The sequence below is a fragment of the Granulibacter bethesdensis genome, from assembly GCF_001889525.1.
Lineage (GTDB): Bacteria > Pseudomonadota > Alphaproteobacteria > Acetobacterales > Acetobacteraceae > Granulibacter > Granulibacter bethesdensis_C.
Genome location: NZ_CP018192.1, coordinates 1,899,916 through 1,918,277, shown reverse-complemented (window position 1 = coordinate 1,918,277; position 18,362 = coordinate 1,899,916). Strand labels below are relative to the sequence as shown.

Genomic DNA, 18,362 nt, shown 5'->3' with positions numbered 1-18,362 from the left:
ATTATTTGGCTGGTTGTGCCGTGTGGCAATGGAGGGGGAGGAAAAGAAACGAATCAAATTCTCGTGACTGACGGTTATGCAGATTATCCTTAGCCAGAAAGATTTTTTCCCGAATGAGCTGCTTTGTTATGAAGACATGGATGCGCTGAAATTCTTTCTGATAGGAAAGCTGCTTTCTCGGCAGTCCGATGGAGCGGACGGATCATGGATGCATTTTCAGCCATCATGCGTTTTTCTGCTGCGGCGGCTCTGCTGACGGTAACACCGGGGCTGGATACGGCTCTGGTTGTGCGGACTGGAACTGTCGAGGGACCGCGTCAGGCTGTTCTGGCCGGTGCAGGCATCTCGGCAGGGGTGTTGAGCTGGGGAGTGATTACGGCGCTTGGACTTGGTGCGCTGCTGGCGGCGTCTGAATATGCCTATCATGTGGTGCAGATGGTCGGTGCGTTTTATCTGGCGTGGCTTGGCGTGACCATGCTGCGCCGGGTGTTTGCGGGCGGTGGGTCCCCGATCGTGTTTCCGGCGGGGCAGGAGCGTTTGGTGGCAAAACCCAACTGGTTTCTGCGCGGGATGATGACCAATCTGCTCAATCCCAAGGTCGGTGTTTTCTATGTCAGTTTTCTGCCGCAGTTTCTACCGCCAGAGCTTCCGGCTGTTTCGTTCGGAGCACTGCTATCCGGTATTCACGCCTTCATGGGGCTGATGTTTTTCTCTGCCGTAGCGGTGGCGACCGTTCCGTTGCAGCGTTTGTTGACGCATCCAGCGACATCCCGCGTGTTGGATGGCATCACCGGCACGGTGATGATCGGTTTTGCGGCACGGCTGATGATGGAAAAGCGGTCTTTGTAGAGGCTGTCCGGGCTATTCCATGTCCTGAAACATCAACAGGCGGATGATCCAGATAGCGGCGGCCAGAGCGGGGCCAAAGGGGATGGCGGCATGTGGGCTGAATGAGCTGCCTCGTGAGGCTCGGATGGCGGCATGGATCAATCCGCCAAGCGCAGCCAGCAGCAAGATACCGGGCAGGGCGGCCAGTCCGGTCCATGCTGCCCCGGCGGCGAAAAGTTTGGCATCTCCGGCCCCCAACCCCTCCCGCCCGCGCAGGAGGCGATATAGCGCGCCAAGTAGCGTCAGGGTACCATACGCCGCCACGATCCCCGTTACACGCGGCCAGAGCAGGGCGGCAGGATCAAGCCATATTGCTTCCCCCATCCCGAGGAGGATCAGCGGGAGGGTCAGCACATCCGGAAGCCGCCAGTGCTGCAGATCAATGCAGGCCAACGCCAGCAGCGTCCAGCCGAGCAGACAGTCCCCTGCCAGAAAAGAATTGTTGATGCCGCGTGCAGTGCAGGCGCAGACCGCCACTGCGAGGGCGGCACACTCGATCATCGGATGAAAGGGATCGATGGGGCTGCCACACTGCCGACATCGTCCACGTAGCCAGAGGAAGCTCAGCAGCGGGATTATCTCGGCAGGTGACAGAGGATGGCCGCAGTGTTCACAGCGGGAGCGACCAAAAACAATGCTATGGCCATCAGGCCAGCGCCTGATCAGCACACCGAGAAAACTGCCGATAACGGGCGCGATCAGTAAAAGCAGCCAGCCCATGCGACAGACCCTTTACTGCGCGGTGAAAATCAGGATTTTTGTTACTTGAAACGATGTATCAGGAATATCGGTAACCACCGAAGTCCAATTTCTCAGTGCAGGATCGAAACCCATGCAGGCACCGTTTCATCTCCCATGTGGTAATGGAGGGCAGAGCAATGAGTGACGAAAATTTTACCCGCTATGACAGCGCTGATTACCTGAAATCCGACGAGGATATCGCCGCCTACATGGAAGCGGTCATGGAAGAATCTGCCTACGATCCGGCCATGATTGCGCATGCGCTCGGCGTCGTGGCGCGATCCAGATCCATGGCTCAAAAGGCAGAATAGCTTCATTGCTGAATCAGAATAATATTGATGTGGAAAATTTTATATCATTCCTTCTTTGATATGAATTTCTGTCCTTATATGCTTGATCACACTGCCGGGTGAATGGTCCGAATATGAACGGGTGGTGCTGATACATGCGAGGCGGAGGTTCATGACCGCCTTGCATGAAGCGCGGGGCGAGGCAGGCCGCTTTACTTGACCTGTGTCGATCGGTTCCGCTAGAGAGGCTACCGATTGTCCGAATTGGGCACCGCCGCTCCGCGAGGGTTCGCGCAGCGGCGCGTTTTCGTTTGGATGCAGTTCAGAGCCACGTGGGAGTGACCCGATGGGCCTCAAGATTCGCCTTGCCCGTGCCGGCGCCAAGAAGCGTCCGTACTATCATATCGTCGTTGCCGACAGCCGCGCCCCGCGCGATGGCCGCTTCATCGAGAAGCTGGGCAGCTATAACCCGATGCTCCCTGCCGAGCATGCCGAGCGCGTCCGTCTGTTCGAGGACCGCATCATGCATTGGCTGACCGAGGGTGCCATTGCCACCGATCGCGTTGCCCGCTTCCTGGGCAAGGCCGGTCTGACCAAGATGCCGACCTGGAATGAGCAGCCGAAGCAGTCCGCGCCGAAAAAGAAGGCGCAGGAACGTGCGAAGGCCGCTGCGGCTGCTGCCGCTTCCTGATCCGGTTCGTCCGTCCTTTTAAATCCGGTTTGTCCGAATGTCGCGCGATCTCATCCTGCTGGGCGTGATCGGTCGCCCCCACGGGGTGCGCGGCCTGGTGCATGTCGTCAGCTACACGGCCGATCCCGATGATCTGACCGCGTATGGCTCGCTGCGTGACGAGGCCGGCCGGCAGATCATGCTGGACTGGCGCGCGGACGGGTTGGCCAGCATCACCATTGACGGCGTGCCGGTGCAGGATCGTTCCGCGGCGGAGCGTCTGACCAATACGCGTCTTTTCATTACCCGGGACGCCTTGCCGCCGGTGGAGGACGAGGATGATTTTTACCTCGTCGATCTCATCGGTCTGGAGGCCCGTCTGGTGGCTGATGAGACGCTGTTGGGTCAAGTCGCGCAGGTGCATGATTACGGCGCGGGTGCGAGCCTGGAGATCACCCGCTCCGGCGGTGTCTCCCTGTTGGTGCCGTTCACGCGGGCCGCTGTGCCGATGGTGGATATTGCCGCCGGCCGGGTGCTGATCGACCCGCCGCAGGAAGAAAACGCTCCGGAATTCGGCCAGAATGAGCGGGAACAGGGTTGCGATGATGGGGGAGAGGCGGCATGAGCGCAGTTTCCTCTCATCATGAGGCCCCTCCTTCCTCTCCCTGGCGTGCCAGCGTGCTGACGCTGTTTCCGGAGATGTTTCCCGGCTCTCTCGGCCTGTCTCTGGCCGGGCGGGCATTGCGGGACGGGGTGTGGGCGCTGCAGGCGGAGGATATCCGCGCCCATGCGTCAGACCGGCATCGGACGGTGGACGATACGCCTTTTGGCGGTGGTGCGGGCATGGTCATGCGGCCGGATGTGCTGGATGCCGCGCTCTCGGCGGTCAGGATGGAGGGGGATACGCGCCCCTTTCTGTGCATGACCCCGCGTGGACGCCCCCTGACGCAGGCTCGGGTGCGCGCTCTGGCCTCCGGGTCAGGCTGCATCCTGCTTTGCGGCCGTTATGAGGGGATCGACCAGCGCGTCCTCGATGCCCATGCGGCAGAGGAGGTCAGTATCGGCGACTATGTGCTGTCGGGCGGTGAGCCTGCGGCGCTGGTGCTGCTTGATGCCTGCATCCGCCTGTTGCCCGGTGTGATGGGGGCCGCCAGCAGTGCGGAGGAGGAAAGCTTCTCCGCCGGATTGCTGGAATATCCGCATTACACCAGACCCGCCGAATGGCAGGGCCGGCGCGTGCCTGATGTCTTGCTGTCCGGTCACCATGCCGAGGTTGCCGCTTGGCGGCAGCGTCAGGCGGAAACCGTGACCCGGGAACGGCGCCCGGATTTATGGACGGCTTACCGGCTGGGCGATGCCGCATCGCCACATGCCTCTTATCCTGAAGATAATGTTGCGCGCGGTGGCGGCTCGCCCTAATCACCGCATCCAGAGAAGGATCCAAGTCATGAACATCATCCAGACCTTCGAGGCGGAACAGATTGCCCGTCTCGTCAGCGAACGTCCCGTTCCCGAATTCGTGCCCGGCGACACGCTGCGCGTGCTCGTGAAGGTTGTCGAAGGTGAGCGTACCCGTACCCAGGCGTTTGAAGGCGTGTGCATCGCCCGTTCGAACCGCGGTGTGAACAGCAACTTCACCATCCGCAAGATCAGCTATGGCGAGGGTGTGGAACGCGTGTTCCCGCTGTATTCCCCCACCATTGCGGAAATTCAGGTGGTGCGTCGCGGCGATGTGCGTCGTGCAAAGCTGTATTACCTGCGTGGCCGCTCCGGCAAGTCCGCCCGTATCGCTGAAAAGGCGCGCACCACCACGACCGAAACCGCGGCCGCCGAGTAATCAATCGGCGCTCCTGCTTTCATCCCCGGTTTTGCGGGTGATGGAGACGGGATGCGGAGACTGTCTGGATGGGTGGCCCGGAATGAGGCCGCGCAAGGCAGGGGGCGAACATGGAAGGCGGGGGCCTGACCATGTCGCTGCGCCATTCTTACGCTGCATTATTCCGTGCTGTCATGCCGGAAACGCTGAAGAGGGGACATGATTCGGCGGTTGCACCGCACGAGCTGTGTCCCCTTTTATGCAGGCGCTGTTGATGAAGTGCCCTGTTGGCGGCTCCTCTTCGCTGCAACGGGGTGATGTGCTTATTCGGGATGTGCCGGATCGTGGTTCGGCCACCCTGACCGGAGGCTCGCATGAAGCGGACGCTGTTCGACAAGATCTGGGATGCCCATGTGGTGGATCGTCTCGAGGATGGCACTTGCATCCTCTATATCGACCGTCACCTTGTGCATGAAGTGACGTCGCCTCAGGCGTTTGAGGGCCTTCGTATGGCTGGCCGGCCGGTGCGTCGTCCGGATGCCACCATTGCCGTGGTCGATCATAACGTTCCCACCAGCGACCGCCGTGCCGGTATTCAGGAGCCGGAAAGCCGTCTGCAGGTTGAAACGCTGCAGAAGAACGTGGCCGAATTCGGCGTGCCCTATTTCGATCTGCTGGATGTGCGGCAGGGTATTGTCCATGTCGTGGGGCCGGAGCAGGGGATTTCACTGCCGGGCTTCACCATCGTTTGCGGTGACAGTCATACTTCTACCCATGGTGCGCTGGGTGCGCTGGCTTTCGGCATCGGTACCAGTGAGGTGGAGCATGTACTGGCCACCCAGACCCTGTTGCAAAAGCCTGCGAAGAACATGCTGGTCGAGGTGCGGGGCAAGATGCCGCCCGGCACCACGGCGAAGGACATGATTCTGGCGATCATCGGCAAGATCGGCACGGCGGGTGGCAATGGCCATGTGATCGAATATGCCGGGGAGGCGGTGCGGGCGCTGGATATGGCGGGCCGCATGACCATCTGCAACATGTCGATCGAGGCCGGTGCCCGTGCCGGTCTGGTCGCGCCTGATGACGTGACCTTTGATTGGCTGCGTGGCCGCCCCTTTGCGCCTCAGGGCGAGGATTTTGACCGTGCGGTGGAGTACTGGCGCTCCCTGGCCAGTGATGAAGGCGCGCATTACGACCGTGTCGTGGTGCTGGAAGCCTCCGAGATCGTGCCGATGGTTACATGGGGCACCAGCCCGGAAGATGTGGTGCGCATCGATGGTACTGTGCCTGACCCTGACCGTGCGACCGATGAAGCGCGCCGTACCCAGATGCGCCGCATGCTCGACTATATGGATCTGAAGCCCGGTGCGTCTATCGCTGATCTGCCGGTCGATGTCGTGTTTATCGGCAGCTGTACCAACAGCCGGATCGAAGACTTGCGTTCCGCCGCTGCCATCGCCCGTGGTCGGCATGTTGCGGACGGAGTACGCGCCCTGGTCGTCCCCGGTTCCGGCATTGTGCGGCAGCAGGCCGAGCAGGAAGGGCTGGACCGGATTTTCCTTGATGCCGGTTTCGAATGGCGGGAACCGGGTTGCTCCATGTGCCTCGGCATGAACCCGGACAAGCTGACGCCCGGCCAGCGTTGCGCCAGCACCTCCAACCGTAATTTCGAGGGGCGTCAGGGGCCCGGTGGGCGCACACATCTGCTGTCTCCCGCCATGGCCGCCGCTGCTGCCGTGACCGGCAAGCTGACCGATGTGCGCACCCTGAATGTCGAGGAAACCGTCTGATGGATAAATTCACCGTCCTGACGGCCATTACCGCACCGCTGCCGGTCGCCAATGTCGATACCGACAAGATTATTCCGGCCCGCTTTCTGAAAACCATCAAGCGCACTGGCCTTGGCGCGCATCTGTTCGATGCGATGCGCTACATCGATGGTCAGGAAAACCCGGATTTCGTGCTGAATCGGGAGCCTTACCGTCAGGCGCAGATCCTGGTCACGCATGAGAATTTCGGCTGCGGCTCCTCCCGCGAGCATGCCCCATGGGCTTTGCTGGATTTCGGCATACGCTGTGTCATTGCGCCGGATTTCGCAGATATTTTCTATAATAACAGCTTCAAGAACGGCATTTTGCCGATCCGTCTGCCACGCGATCTCTGTGATCGTCTGATGGATGATGCCGGAAATGGTGCCAATTCCCGTCTGACCGTCGATCTGGAGCGTCAGGTGGTGGTGCGTCCGAACGGTGAAGAAATCCCGTTCGAGATTGATCCTTTCCGCCGTCATCTTTTGCTGAACGGTCTGGATGACATCGGTCAGACACTGCAACGCCGCGAGGCGATCGACCGGTTTGAGGAAAACCGGACCGTAACCCAGCCCTGGTTCCCCCGGATTACGCTGCCTGCCAACTGAGTGCCGGCTGCTTCATACGAGTTTGCTGCTGATGGCGCCCCGCTTTTTCGAAAGCGGGCGCTTTTGCGAAGGACGGATCACATGACGACTGCCCGTAAGTTGCTGCTGCTGCCCGGTGACGGTGTCGGCCCGGAAGTGATGCAGCAGGTAAGGCGTATCATCGACTGGCTGGAAGCGAAGCGCGGCATCCGCTTCGATCTGTCTGAGGGTCTGGTTGGCGGCGCTGCGATTGACGCGCAGGGTACGCCGCTGGCCGATGAAACACTGGCGGCCGCAAAAGCGGCTGATGCGGTTCTGTTCGGCTCGGTCGGTGGTCCGCAATGGGATAAGCTCGGCTTCGACATGCGCCCGGAGATTGCTATTCTGCGTTTGCGTTCGGAGCTGGGCCTGTTCGCTAATCTGCGTCCGGCCAAGGTGTTCGACGCACTGGTGGATGCCAGCACGCTGAAGGCGGATGTGGTGCGCGGTCTGGACATCATGATTGTCCGCGAAAGCACGGGCGGTGTTTACTTCGGGGAGCCGCGAGGCATCGAGACCCTGCCGGACGGCACGAAGCGCGGCTTCAACACCGAGACCTATTCGACCACGGAAATCCAGCGCGTCGCCCGCGTGGCATTCGATCTGGCCCGTGCGCGCGACAACCGCGTCACCAGCGTCGAGAAATGCAATGTGATGGAAAGCGGCCTGCTCTGGCGTCAGGTGGTGACGGAGCTGCATGCCGCCGAATATCCGGATGTTACCCTGTCGCACATGCTGGCCGATAACTGTGCCATGCAGCTCGCGCGCAATCCGCGTCAGTTTGATGTGATCCTGACCGGCAATCTGTTCGGTGATATTCTCTCGGATCTCGCTTCCATGCTGACCGGCAGTCTCGGCATGTTGCCCTCTGCGACGCTTGGTGCACGGGATGTGGATGGTCGTCGCCCGGCGCTGTATGAGCCGATCCATGGCAGTGCACCCGATATCGCCGGGAAAGGCATTGCCAATCCGTTGGGGCAGATTCTCAGCTTCTCCATGTTGCTGCGTTATTCCTTCGATCTGCATGCAGAGGCCGATCTGATCGAGCAGGCTTGCAGCACGGTCTTAAACCGCAACGTGCGGACCGCCGATATTGCCGGTTCAGGTATTGCTTCAGTCAGCACGCAGGCAATGGGTGACAGTATCCTTGCCGCGTTGGATGAGTCACTCTGAGCGCTTCCTGGCGGTGCTGGGTACAAAAAGCCGTCTCCTGCGGGAGGCGGCTTTTTTGTGGGTATCAACCTGCAATAACTGCCATCTTCCGGGAAATAGAAGTCTGTTTTGTTGCAAGGTTTGAATAAGCAATGTGCGATCTGCTTGATAAAATTGATAATTCCGTGTGTGTATTGTTTTGATAGGCTCAGCCGATCCTGACGGTAGCAAGAATCTATTATCCTTGCGCCATCGGGTTCTGCATCTTCCTGACACGTGAAAGAGACGCCGTTCAGAAGTCTCATTTATCATCAGGAAGGATCAAGCTGCATGCACCGGACAATTAGAAGCGTTGCTGCCGTTCTGACAGTCGTTCTCTCTGCCACCATACCCATGGTTCCAGCCTGGAGTGATGGCGAGCCGCGATCCATTCAGTTCTGGTGGCCGGATCATCTTGATCTGTCCCCCCTGCGCCAGCATGCGGCGGAAGCCAATCCGCTGGGGGCAAATTTTAATTATATCGAGGCGTTTGAGAGCCTGGATCTCAATGCGGTCAAAAAAGATATCACGGTTCTGCTGAAAACGCCGCAGGATTGGTGGCCGGCGGATTATGGTAATTACGGACCTTTCTTCATCCGCATGGCATGGCATGGTGCGGGCACCTATCGCACCTATGACGGGCGTGGCGGGGCCAGTGGTGCCCAACAGCGTTTCGAGCCGCTGAACAGCTGGCCGGACAACGCCAATCTGGATAAAGCCCGCCGCCTTCTCTGGCCGATCAAGAAGAAATACGGCGAGAAGCTCTCATGGGGCGATCTGATGGTGCTGACGGGCAATGTCGCGCTGGAAACCATGGGCTTCAAGACCTATGGCTTTGCGGGTGGTCGCACCGATGACTGGGAGCCGGACCTGATCTACTGGGGTTCCGGTACAAAGTTCATGTCCAACAACCGTGACAAAAACGGCAAGCTGGAAAAGCCGCTGGCGGCGACCCAGATGGGGCTGATCTACGTCAACCCGGAGGGGCCGAACGGTGTTCCTGATCCGGTTGCCGCCGCGCGGGATATCCGCGAGGCATTCGGCGGTATGGCGATGGATGATGAAGAAACCGTTGCCCTGATTGCTGGTGGCCATACATTCGGCAAGGCCCATGGTGCGGCCTCACCCACCAAATGCGTCGGTCCTGCACCGGCAGCGGCGGGGATCGAGGAGCAGGGGCTAGGCTGGAAAAATAAATGTGGCACCGGCAAAGGCCCTGATGCGATCACCAGTGGTCTGGAAGGCGCATGGTCGGCTGATCCGGTGAATTTCACATCGCAATATCTCGATAATCTGTTCGGCTTTGACTGGGTGCAGACGAAAAGTCCCGGGGGCGCCATCCAGTGGAAGCCGAAAGATGCCTCTGCGGATCAGCTGGTTCCTGACGCCTTTGATGCCTCCAAGCGTCATCCGCCGATGATGTTCACGACCGACATCGCGTTGAAAACCGATCCGTCCTATCGCAAGATCGCACTCAGCTTTCAGAAAGACCCTGAAAAATTCAAGGCTGCCTTTGCCCGTGCCTGGTTCAAGCTGGTGCACCGCGATATGGGACCGCGGTCACGCTATTTCGGTCCTGAAGTGCCAAAGGAAGATCTGCTGTGGCAGGATCCGTTGCCGGCGATGACTTACAAGGCGGTCGATGAAGCCGATATTACCGATCTGAAGCAGAAAATTCTGGCCTCCGGCCTCACGGTTCCGGAACTGGTGCGCACGGCGTGGGGATCGGCGGCATCGTTCCGCGGCACGGACAAGCGCGGAGGGGCCAATGGTGCGCGTATCCGTCTGGCTCCGGAAAAAGACTGGCCGGTCAATGATCCGCAAGAATTGCAAAAAGTGCTTGGTGCGCTTGAAAACATCCAGACTGCTTTCAACGACGGCCATCATGATGGCAGGAAAATATCTCTGGCCGATCTGATCGTGCTGGGTGGCAATACGGCGATCGAGGAAGCCGCGAAGAAAGCGGGCTATCCGGTGACGGTGCCCTTCGCGCCGGGCCGGGTCGATGCGGTGCAGGCGCAGACCGATGTGAAATCTTTTGCCGTGCTGGAGCCGACCGCCGATGGATTCCGCAATTACTATGCGTCGTCCAACCAGCTTTCTCCGGCGGACATGCTGGTGACGCGGGCCAGCATGCTCAATCTGACCGTGCCGGAAATGACGGTTCTGGTTGGGGGTATGCGGGTGCTGGATGCCAATGAAGGCCACTCACAACTCGGTGTGTTGACCGAGCATCCGGGCGTGTTAAGCAATGATTTCTTTGTCAATCTGCTCGATATGTCGACGAAATGGTCAAAGGCTGCGGATACGGCTGGCGTGTATGAAGGGCATGATCGCAAGACCGATGCCTTGCGCTGGAAAGGCAGCACGGTGGATTTGATCTTTGGTTCGAATTCCGAACTGCGCGCCGTGGCGGAAGTGTATGCTTCCGACGATGCGAAGGAAAAATTCGTGCGTGATTTCGTTGCAGCCTGGAACAAGGTGATGATGCTCGATCGCTTCGATCTTCAGCGGCAATAAAAACATTTCCTTCGTTTCGTCCCGGCAGGAGAAAGGGCGCTGGCAGAGATCCTGCCAGCGCCCTGATTCTGTTTGAAGAGAGTGGCCTTGCGTCTCAGCCGGGCCATTTTCCACCATGAGCAGCCAGCTTCTGCACCACTGCCTGATGGAGGGCGATGTTCTGCTCTGCACTGCCGGTTTCTCCGGCATGGACGTTGAGTTCACCGGCCAGCGTCTGGCGGGCTTGCAGGCTGGAATCCAGCCCCAGAAGCTTCAGCAAATCGACGATTGAGGTTTGCCAGTTCAGGCCCTGGCCATTCTGTTCAGCCAATCGGGAGAGCGTAGTCCTGATATCGACCGATTGCAGGGAAGAATCTGTGCCGGAAACGGCACCGGATGAGGCTGTAGAAGTCTCACCCGGCGCAGGCTGGGCCGATGCGGGCTCGGCTTTGGCTCCGGAAACAAGATTGCCAGCATAGTGAACAATCTTGTCGACGATCGAGTCAAAAAGGGACATATCTGTTGCTCCGGTTAATAAAAACCTGGACTGACAGCGCCCTTGCCGTCTCGCTGGTTGCAGATTCCCCCGCATGAATATGACCGGCACACGCAGATGTTATGCGGCCTGAAGGCTGATGGTGGGGCCGAATAACTCATGATGCACTCTCTCCGCAGGCACACCGGCTGCATCCAGCCCGGTCAGCATGTCATGCAGGAACTGACGAGGGCCACACAAATAGAGATCGGCATCCATCAGAGGCATATGGGTTGACAGCCATGCCGTCAGCCACTGGGCAGTAATTCTGCCCTTCTGATCATAGGCCACGCCCTGCTCATCGGTCGCAAGCGGACGGGAATAGAAGGTTGTGACCGTCATGCGCTCCCTATGTCTCTCTGCCAACGCATCCAGCGCTGCCCCCATGGCGTGGGTCTTGCTGTTGGAGGTGCAATGAATGAAATGCACCGGCACCGGGCAGTGACATGCGGCAAGGCTTTCAGCCATGCTGACCATCGGGGTCAGCCCGACCCCGGCGGAGACCAGAATCACCGGCCGTGTCTGGTTTTCCGGCAGCACAAAATCACCTGCCGGCGGGGTAGCAAGCAGGGTATCGCCGACGTTCATCTGATCATGCAGAAAAGCGGATGCTCCGCCACCGGACGCCTCACGTTTGACAGAAAGGCGATAGTATTTCCCATTGGGAGCACAGGAAATAGTATAGTTGCGCTTCAGCGGAGGGGCCCCAGCAGGGGACAGCGTGACCGTCAGATACTGCCCGGGCCGATGACGCAGCACCGGGCCGCCATCGGTCGGGCGAAGGATAAAGGAGGTGATGAACTCGCTTTCTCTGATCTTGTCGGCGATGATGAAAGGTCTCCAGCCGGTCCAGCCGCCCTCTGCATTGGCGGCAGCCTCACGCAGGTCTTTTTCCCGCTCGATCAGGACATTGGCAAGAAACCAGTAAGCCTCACCCCACGCGTTCAGGATCTCCGACGTTGCTGCATCACCGAGCACATCGCTGATTGCCCCCAGCAGGGCTTCGGCAACAAAGTGATAATGCTCGGGCAGGATATGCGCACCGACATGTTTTTCGGCAATACGTTCCACGGCTGGGCCAAGCACCTCAAGAGTGTCGATATTCCGGGCATAGGCAAGGATTGCGCCCGCGAGAGCCTCTGGCTGCATACCACTGGATTGATTGGATTGATTGAACAGGGCGGCAATCTCCCTGTTCTGGAACAGCCGTGCATACATTGCCCGGGTAATGGCAATGCCATGTTCAGCGAGAGCGGGAATCGTAGCCTTGATCAGGGCGGTGGTGTCATCACCGAGTGGGGAGGACATGGTGCCTGTTCCTTTTTATCGCACTCTAAACAATAGATTTTTAGAGGTATATAAAATACCTCTTTAAGTCCATAAAAAATATATATAAAAATGGCATCTTCTACTTTTGATGTATTCACGAGAATTACAGTTTATGAAATTCACCAGATATACCGATTATGCTATTCGAGTCATGATTTATCTGAGTGTCAATCTGGATCATGTGGTACAGATTGCAGAAATTGCACGTGTTTATGATATTTCCCACAACCATCTGATGAAGGTAGTGCAGGGGCTGGTCTCGGCAGGGTTAGTGTCTTCGGTGCGGGGGCGTAGTGGAGGCTTGCGTCTTGGCCGACCGGCAGATCAGATCACAGTGGGGGAGCTGGTACGCCATACTGAGGATGGCTTTCATCTTGTGGAGTGTGCCAATTGTGCGGTTCGTCCGGGCTGTCAGGCCCCCTCCATACTGTCCGAGGCAACAAAAGCGTTTCTGGCGGTCCTTGACCGCTACACCCTCGCTGATGTGGTGAGAGACAAAAGCATAGCCCATGCAGCCCTTAGTCTACGGGGTATGTATCATGCCCCATGAAAAAAGCCGGAGCCTTGGCTCCGGCTTTCGTATCGTATCCGACCCCGTCCGGGTAAGTTCAGGCGGCAGCCTTATGGGGAATACCCTTTTCACTGAGCAGGGTTTGCAATTCGCCGCTTTGGAACATTTCCATTACGATGTCGCAGCCACCTATGAACTCTCCCTTGATGTAGAGCTGCGGAATGGTCGGCCAGTTGGAGAAGGCCTTGATGCCTTCGCGCAACGCCTGATCTTCCAGCACATTGGCGGTTTTATAGGGCACTTCAAGATGGTTCAGGATCTGCGCCACCCGGGCGGAGAAGCCGCATTGCGGAAACATCGCCGTGCCCTTCATGTAGAGCATGACCGGGTTTTCATTGATATCCGCCTGAATGCGGCTGGCTGTGTCGCTCATCGGCTCGTCCTTAGCTCGTAAATAGGAAATAAACAGGGATTTTCAGGCGGGCGCGCTGGTTTGGAGCGCCAGAGCATGCAGCACACCGCCCATTCGGCCTTGCAGGGCCTGATAGACGATCTGATGCTGCTGCACCCGGCTTTTACCCCGGAAAGCCTCACTGATGACAGTGGCGGCGTAATGATCGCCATCCCCGGCCAGATCCTCGATCGTGACCTGTGCGTCCGGCAGCGCCGCCTTGATCAGGGCCTCGATTTCTCCAACCGACATGGCCATGGCAGTTTTCTCCTTCGCGGGGCGTGAATGACAGGGCGCTCAGCGCTGCGCCATCAGCGCAGGCAGGAACGCCTCGTGACGTTCGCGCAGGGTGGCAACGGATATGGGGGCGCAACCCGGCACTTGCAAATCCGTCCCTTCGGCGCGTCCGATCAGGCTGGCAGGGACATTGGCTGTTTTCGCCGCATCCAGTACCGCCGCGCCGTCGGTGGTGGCGATGATATAGCGGGCCTGATCTTCACCATACCAGAAAACATGATCGCCTTCCACGCTCAGCACGGCACCGGTATGGCCAGCGATGGCCATTTCGGCGACAGCCACCAGCAGACCACCATCGGACAGATCGTGACAGGCAGCGACCTTGCCCTGATGGATCAGGCTGCGGACCAGATCGCCATGGCGACGCTCTGCGGCCAGATCGACGGCGGGGGGTGGCCCGTCCTCGCGGCCTGCGATTTCGCGTAGCCACAGGCTCTGGCCGAGCGTAGTACCGCCTGCACCGATCAGCACCAGATCAAGGCCCGGACGCAGGGAAAGGCCGGTGGCGGTTTCAGCGTTATCCAGCACCCCAAGACCGCCAATCGCCGGGGTCGGCAGAATACCGGTGCCTTCGGTCTCATTGTAAAGGCTGACATTGCCGCTGACGACCGGAAAATCCAGCATCAGACAGGCTTCGCGCATGCCACGGATGGCGGCGGCGAACTGGCCCATGATCTCCGGCTTCTGAGGATTGCCGAAATTCATGTTGTCGGTAATGGCCAGCGGATGTGCACCCACCGCGGTCAGGTTGCGCCATGTTTCCGCCACGGCTTGCGCACCCCCCACTTCAGGATCGGCAAAGCAGTAACGCGGCGTGCAATCGGTGGTCAGAGCCAGAGCGCGCCGGGTGCCCTCCAGCCGCACCACGGCGGCATCGGCAGCGCCCGGACGGCGCACGGTCTGGCCGCCGACGGTGCTGTCATACTGATCCCAGATCCAGCGGCGGGAGGCGATGTCAGGCGAGCCGATCAGCGTCAGCAGGGCCGGTGCGATCCCGACCGGATCGGCGACCTCGCCCAGTGGCGCGCGTTTGGGCGTTTCGACGGTCGGACGCTGATAGAGGGGGGCCTGTTCCGCCAGCGGATCAAGCGGAATATCGGCCTCCACCACGCCCTGATGCTTCACGACGATGTGCCCGGTATCGGTCAGGTGGCCGATGACGGCGAAATCCAGCTCCCATTTTTCGAAAATGGCGCGGGCCACATCCTGCCGGTCGGGGCGCAGGATCATCAGCATGCGTTCCTGGCTTTCCGAGAGCATCATTTCATAGGCGCTCATGCCTTCCTCGCGCTGCGGCACGGCATCGAGGTCGAGTTCGATACCAACCCCGCCCTTGCCCGCCATTTCGACGGAGGAGGAGGTCAGGCCAGCCGCGCCCATATCCTGAATGGCGATGATGGCGTCGGTGGCCATCAGCTCCAGACAGGCTTCGATCAGCAGCTTTTCGGTGAACGGATCGCCGACCTGCACGGTGGGACGCTTTTCCTCGGAATCCGCTCCGAACTCCGTGCTGGCCATGGTCGCGCCATGGATGCCGTCGCGTCCGGTCTTGGAGCCGACATAGATCACCGGATTGCCGACACCCGCTGCGGCGGAGAGGAAGATGCGATCCTTCGGCGCAATGCCCACGGTCATGGCATTGACCAGCGGATTGCCGTTATAGGACGGGTGGAAATTGACCTCTCCCCCCACGGTCGGCACGCCGACGCAGTTGCCATAGCCGCCAATACCGCGCACCACGCCGTCGATGATCCGCTTCGTGGCCGGATGATCCGGGCTGCCAAAGCGCAGTGCGTTCAGATTGGCCACCGGACGGGCGCCCATGGTGAACACATCACGCAGAATGCCGCCCACCCCCGTTGCCGCGCCTTGATAAGGCTCGATAAAGCTGGGATGGTTATGGCTTTCCATCTTGAAGATGGCGGCCAGCCCGTCGCCGATATCGACCACGCCGGCATTCTCACCGGGGCCGTGAATGACCCAGGGGGCCTTGGTCGGCAATTGCTTCAGCCAATAGCGGGAGGATTTGTAGGAGCAGTGCTCCGACCACATCACGCTGAAAATGCCGAGCTCGGTAAAGCTCGGGGTACGGCCCATGATGTCCAGCACGCGTTGGTATTCGGCGGCGTCGAGGCCGAATTCCTGGGCCAGGGACAGGGTGACGTCTCGGGTCATGCAGCAGCCTCGGTGCCGGGCGCGCTGGCCTGCGGGAAGCGGCGCGCGCGGATGGTAGGAAAATATCGGGGTGGATGGCCCACCGGAAGGGAGCCGCTCCGCCCCCTCATGCCGCGAGCGATGCGGCGATGCTGTCGAACAGCGGTTTGCCGTCCACGCCGCCCATCAGCGGGTCCACCAGGTTTTCCGGGTGGGGCATCAGGCCGAGCACGCGCAAATTCTCGCTGTAGATACCGGCGATGGAGCGGGCACTGCCATTGAGATTGGCGTCCGGGGCTGCTTCCCCCGTTGCGTTGACATAGCGGAACGCGACACGTCCTTCGCCTTCCAGCCGGTCGAGCGTATCGTCATCGGCGAAGAAATTGCCGTCGCCATGCGCCATGGGGGAACGAAAGGTGTCTCCCTTCTGCCAGCGTGAGGTAAAGGGCGTTCCTGCCCGCTCCACCCGCAAATAGCAGTCCATCGACAGGAAGCGCAGGGACGCGTTGCGCAGCAGCGCGCCGGGTAGAAGGTGCGCTTCGGTGAGGATCTGGAAACCATTGCAGACCCCCAGCACATGGCCTCCACGCCCGGCAAAGGCGCGGATTTCGGCCATGATGGGGGAGAGGGCGGCCATGGCCCCGCTACGCAGATAGTCGCCATGGCTGAACCCGCCCGGCAGCACCACCAGATCAAGTCCGGTGGGCAGGGAGGTATCGCGGTGCCACAACCGCGCCGGCGCATGGCCGGTGACACGTTCCAGCGCGATCGCCATATCGCGGTCGCGATTCGTGCCGGGGAAAATGACGATGCCGGCTTTCATGCGCATTGGCTCACTTGCAGGGGAAGCTTTCCGTCAGGGCCTGTTTCACCCACGGGGCGGCGGCTTCGGTGGGGTTTTCCTTATGGGCTTTCAGCCATTCCAGCACGCGGGTCTTGACCTGTGGCAGATGGGCTTCGGCAGGGATGCACACCTGTTTCGCATCGCTGGCGGCATCGGCGATTCCAGCGATATAGCCGGTGCAGTCGCGCTCGTTTTTTGCGCTGAGGCAGGAGTCCAGCAAGACTTTCCGCTTCAGAAAATCCGCATGTGCCGGGGCTGAAAAGCCCGACAGGCCGATCGTGACGGCGGTGCAGGCAAGAACGGCACCGAACAGAATAGTCGGAAAACGGCTCATGACTTGATCTCCACGCGAAAGCTTTCGATCACGGTGTTGGCCAGCAGCTTGCGGGCCATATCCTCCGCGGTCTGACGGGCGCGTTCGGGATCGGTCTCGGCCAGTTCAAGTTCGATCACGCGCCCGATGCGGACTTCGCCGACGCCGGAGAAACCCAGCGTATGCAGGGCATGACCAACGGCCTTGCCCTGCGGATCCAGCACGCCGTTCTTCAGGGTGACGGTGACCACGGCCTTGGTGGGATGGCTCATTGCTGTATCGCTCATTGTTACTGCATGGTCTCCGGGCCCTTCATGTCCCGGCTTCCGGCTTCCGGCAGGATGCCCAGGCGCTTGGCCACTTCCTGATAGGCTTCCTCGACCCCGCCCAGATCGCGGCGGAAACGATCCTTATCCATTTTCTCGTTGGTCTTGGCGTCCCATAGGCGGCAGTTATCAGGGCTGATCTCATCAGCCAGCACGATGCGCATTTCCTCGTTTTCCCACAGGCGGCCGAATTCCAGCTTGAAATCAACCAGCAGAATCCCGACGCCCAGAAACAGGCCGGAGAGAAAATCGTTCACGCGCAGGGTCAAGGAGACGATATCATCCATATCGGTGGTGCTGGCCCAGCCGAACGCGGTGATATGCTCTTCCGCGACCATGGGGTCGTTCAGCGCATCGTTTTTGTAATAATATTCCAGGATAGAGCGCGGCAGGCGTGTGCCTTCTGGAATCCCGAGGCGGCTGGAGATGCTGCCGGCAGCGACATTGCGCACGACGACTTCCAACGGGATGATCTCGACCTCACGGATCAGCTGCTCCCGCATGTTGAGACGGCGGACGAAGTGGGTCGGGATGCCGATCTCACCCAGACGCTGCATCAGATATTCGCTGATCCGGTTATTCAGCACGCCTTTCCCGGTGATGATGCCTTTTTTGGCTCCATTCCCGGCGGTGGCATCGTCCTTGAAATATTGCACGAGCGTGCCCGGTTCGGGCCCCTCGAACAGGATTTTGGCCTTGCCCTCATAGAGCTGGCGTCGGCGTGCCATGGCATGACTTTCAGCGACGGTGGTGACGAACCACGTCCCCCGAACCGGGCGACGCGCGCCGGGTATAGCAGCATGCAGGGCATCGGGAAACATCTGTAACGCCCTGTTCCTGTGTCATCGTCATGCGTATCGGTTCTGTCCCTGACTTCCAGCGGTTCAGGCGGGGGAGGGGGGATGGTGCGGTTCTCTGGAATGATGATTATCCGGCGATGATTTGTTCTTGCTCATGATGATCAGGCCGGTGATAGGGCAAGGTCAGGGTATTATTCTATGTCCGGTGGGTCATCTGATCCTGCTCCGGTCAGTGCAAATCACGCTGACAGGTCCGTGCCTGGCCTGGACCTA

21 protein-coding genes are annotated in these 18,362 nt (G+C 59.7%); 11 read left to right on the top strand and 10 right to left on the bottom strand.

Features of this window, described 5'->3' with window-relative positions; translation table 11 throughout:
- Window positions 1–204 precede the first annotated feature (204 nt).
- Entirely contained in the window at window positions 205–849 is a 645-nt protein-coding gene (locus tag GbCGDNIH6_RS08540; RefSeq protein WP_072563581.1) for a LysE family translocator, read from the top strand.
- Window positions 850–861: 12 nt separating this feature from the next.
- On the opposite strand, the gene GbCGDNIH6_RS08535 is transcribed toward GbCGDNIH6_RS08540, so the two are convergent.
- Window positions 862–1,608 carry a prepilin peptidase gene (locus GbCGDNIH6_RS08535; protein WP_072563580.1) on the bottom strand — a complete coding sequence of 249 codons (747 nt, stop codon included), beginning with the start codon at window positions 1,606–1,608 and terminating at the stop codon, window positions 862–864.
- 158 nt (window positions 1,609–1,766) lie between these two features.
- On the opposite strand from GbCGDNIH6_RS08535, the gene GbCGDNIH6_RS08530 reads away from it, so the two are divergent.
- The 9 genes from GbCGDNIH6_RS08530 to katG all read left to right on the top strand — a co-directional run bounded on the left by GbCGDNIH6_RS08530 (window position 1,767) and on the right by katG (window position 10,550).
- Window positions 1,767–1,940 (top strand): addiction module antidote protein, encoded by a 174-nt coding sequence (locus tag GbCGDNIH6_RS08530; RefSeq protein ID WP_072564476.1) that lies wholly within the window; start codon window positions 1,767–1,769, stop codon window positions 1,938–1,940.
- A 325-nt stretch (window positions 1,941–2,265) separates the two neighbouring features.
- Window positions 2,266–2,610, top strand: a complete 345-nt coding sequence (gene rpsP, locus GbCGDNIH6_RS08525) for a 30S ribosomal protein S16 (RefSeq protein ID WP_072563579.1) — start codon at window positions 2,266–2,268, stop codon at window positions 2,608–2,610.
- Window positions 2,611–2,647: 37 nt separating this feature from the next.
- The gene (gene rimM, locus GbCGDNIH6_RS08520; RefSeq protein WP_072563578.1) at window positions 2,648–3,214 is read left to right on the top strand and encodes a ribosome maturation factor RimM; all 567 of its coding nucleotides are present in this window, start codon (window positions 2,648–2,650) and stop codon (window positions 3,212–3,214) included.
- Window positions 3,211–4,008, top strand: coding sequence for a tRNA (guanosine(37)-N1)-methyltransferase TrmD (trmD, locus tag GbCGDNIH6_RS08515; RefSeq protein WP_072563577.1), 798 nt, complete (start codon window positions 3,211–3,213; stop codon window positions 4,006–4,008). The genes rimM and trmD overlap by 4 nt, the downstream gene beginning before the upstream one ends.
- Before the next feature lie 28 nt (window positions 4,009–4,036).
- Complete coding sequence (gene rplS, locus GbCGDNIH6_RS08510; protein ID WP_025320274.1) at window positions 4,037–4,426, top strand: 50S ribosomal protein L19; 390 nt, start codon at window positions 4,037–4,039, stop codon at window positions 4,424–4,426.
- 353 nt (window positions 4,427–4,779) lie between these two features.
- Window positions 4,780–6,195 (top strand): 3-isopropylmalate dehydratase large subunit, encoded by a 1,416-nt coding sequence (leuC, locus tag GbCGDNIH6_RS08505; RefSeq protein WP_072563576.1) that lies wholly within the window; start codon window positions 4,780–4,782, stop codon window positions 6,193–6,195.
- Entirely contained in the window at window positions 6,195–6,821 is a 627-nt protein-coding gene (gene leuD / locus GbCGDNIH6_RS08500) for a 3-isopropylmalate dehydratase small subunit (protein ID WP_072563575.1), read from the top strand. Before leuC ends, leuD begins: the two co-directional genes overlap by 1 nt.
- A gap of 81 nt (window positions 6,822–6,902) precedes the next feature.
- Window positions 6,903–8,012, top strand: coding sequence for a 3-isopropylmalate dehydrogenase (gene leuB / locus GbCGDNIH6_RS08495; protein WP_072563574.1), 1,110 nt, complete (start codon window positions 6,903–6,905; stop codon window positions 8,010–8,012).
- A gap of 372 nt (window positions 8,013–8,384) precedes the next feature.
- Entirely contained in the window at window positions 8,385–10,550 is a 2,166-nt protein-coding gene (katG, locus tag GbCGDNIH6_RS08490) for a catalase/peroxidase HPI (RefSeq protein ID WP_232450056.1), read from the top strand.
- A 94-nt stretch (window positions 10,551–10,644) separates the two neighbouring features.
- On the opposite strand, the gene GbCGDNIH6_RS08485 is transcribed toward katG, so the two are convergent.
- Complete coding sequence (locus GbCGDNIH6_RS08485; RefSeq protein WP_072563572.1) at window positions 10,645–11,046, bottom strand: DUF3597 domain-containing protein; 402 nt, start codon at window positions 11,044–11,046, stop codon at window positions 10,645–10,647.
- 99 nt (window positions 11,047–11,145) lie between these two features.
- Window positions 11,146–12,372: an NO-inducible flavohemoprotein gene (gene hmpA / locus GbCGDNIH6_RS08480; RefSeq protein WP_072563571.1), complete on the bottom strand. Its 1,227-nt coding sequence runs from the start codon at window positions 12,370–12,372 to the stop codon at window positions 11,146–11,148.
- Window positions 12,373–12,481: 109 nt separating this feature from the next.
- On the opposite strand from hmpA, the gene GbCGDNIH6_RS08475 reads away from it, so the two are divergent.
- Entirely contained in the window at window positions 12,482–12,943 is a 462-nt protein-coding gene (locus GbCGDNIH6_RS08475; RefSeq protein ID WP_332455412.1) for an RrF2 family transcriptional regulator, read from the top strand.
- A gap of 58 nt (window positions 12,944–13,001) precedes the next feature.
- On the opposite strand, the gene grxD is transcribed toward GbCGDNIH6_RS08475, so the two are convergent.
- The 7 genes from grxD to purC all read right to left on the bottom strand — a co-directional run bounded on the left by grxD (window position 13,002) and on the right by purC (window position 18,017).
- The gene (grxD, locus tag GbCGDNIH6_RS08470; protein ID WP_025287073.1) at window positions 13,002–13,337 is read right to left on the bottom strand and encodes a Grx4 family monothiol glutaredoxin; all 336 of its coding nucleotides are present in this window, start codon (window positions 13,335–13,337) and stop codon (window positions 13,002–13,004) included.
- A 42-nt stretch (window positions 13,338–13,379) separates the two neighbouring features.
- Window positions 13,380–13,613 carry a BolA family protein gene (locus GbCGDNIH6_RS08465; RefSeq protein ID WP_025287072.1) on the bottom strand — a complete coding sequence of 78 codons (234 nt, stop codon included), beginning with the start codon at window positions 13,611–13,613 and terminating at the stop codon, window positions 13,380–13,382.
- A gap of 39 nt (window positions 13,614–13,652) precedes the next feature.
- Window positions 13,653–15,827, bottom strand: coding sequence for a phosphoribosylformylglycinamidine synthase subunit PurL (gene purL, locus GbCGDNIH6_RS08460; protein WP_072563569.1), 2,175 nt, complete (start codon window positions 15,825–15,827; stop codon window positions 13,653–13,655).
- A 106-nt stretch (window positions 15,828–15,933) separates the two neighbouring features.
- Window positions 15,934–16,629: a phosphoribosylformylglycinamidine synthase subunit PurQ gene (gene purQ / locus GbCGDNIH6_RS08455; RefSeq protein WP_072564475.1), complete on the bottom strand. Its 696-nt coding sequence runs from the start codon at window positions 16,627–16,629 to the stop codon at window positions 15,934–15,936.
- A gap of 10 nt (window positions 16,630–16,639) precedes the next feature.
- A complete protein-coding gene (locus tag GbCGDNIH6_RS08450; RefSeq protein WP_072563568.1) occupies window positions 16,640–16,984 on the bottom strand; it encodes a Rap1a/Tai family immunity protein in 345 nt (114 codons plus the stop codon).
- Entirely contained in the window at window positions 16,981–17,250 is a 270-nt protein-coding gene (gene purS / locus GbCGDNIH6_RS08445) for a phosphoribosylformylglycinamidine synthase subunit PurS (RefSeq protein ID WP_198355738.1), read from the bottom strand. The genes GbCGDNIH6_RS08450 and purS overlap by 4 nt, the downstream gene beginning before the upstream one ends.
- A gap of 2 nt (window positions 17,251–17,252) precedes the next feature.
- Window positions 17,253–18,017, bottom strand: a complete 765-nt coding sequence (gene purC, locus GbCGDNIH6_RS08440) for a phosphoribosylaminoimidazolesuccinocarboxamide synthase (RefSeq protein ID WP_025287067.1) — start codon at window positions 18,015–18,017, stop codon at window positions 17,253–17,255.
- Window positions 18,018–18,362 lie beyond the last annotated feature (345 nt).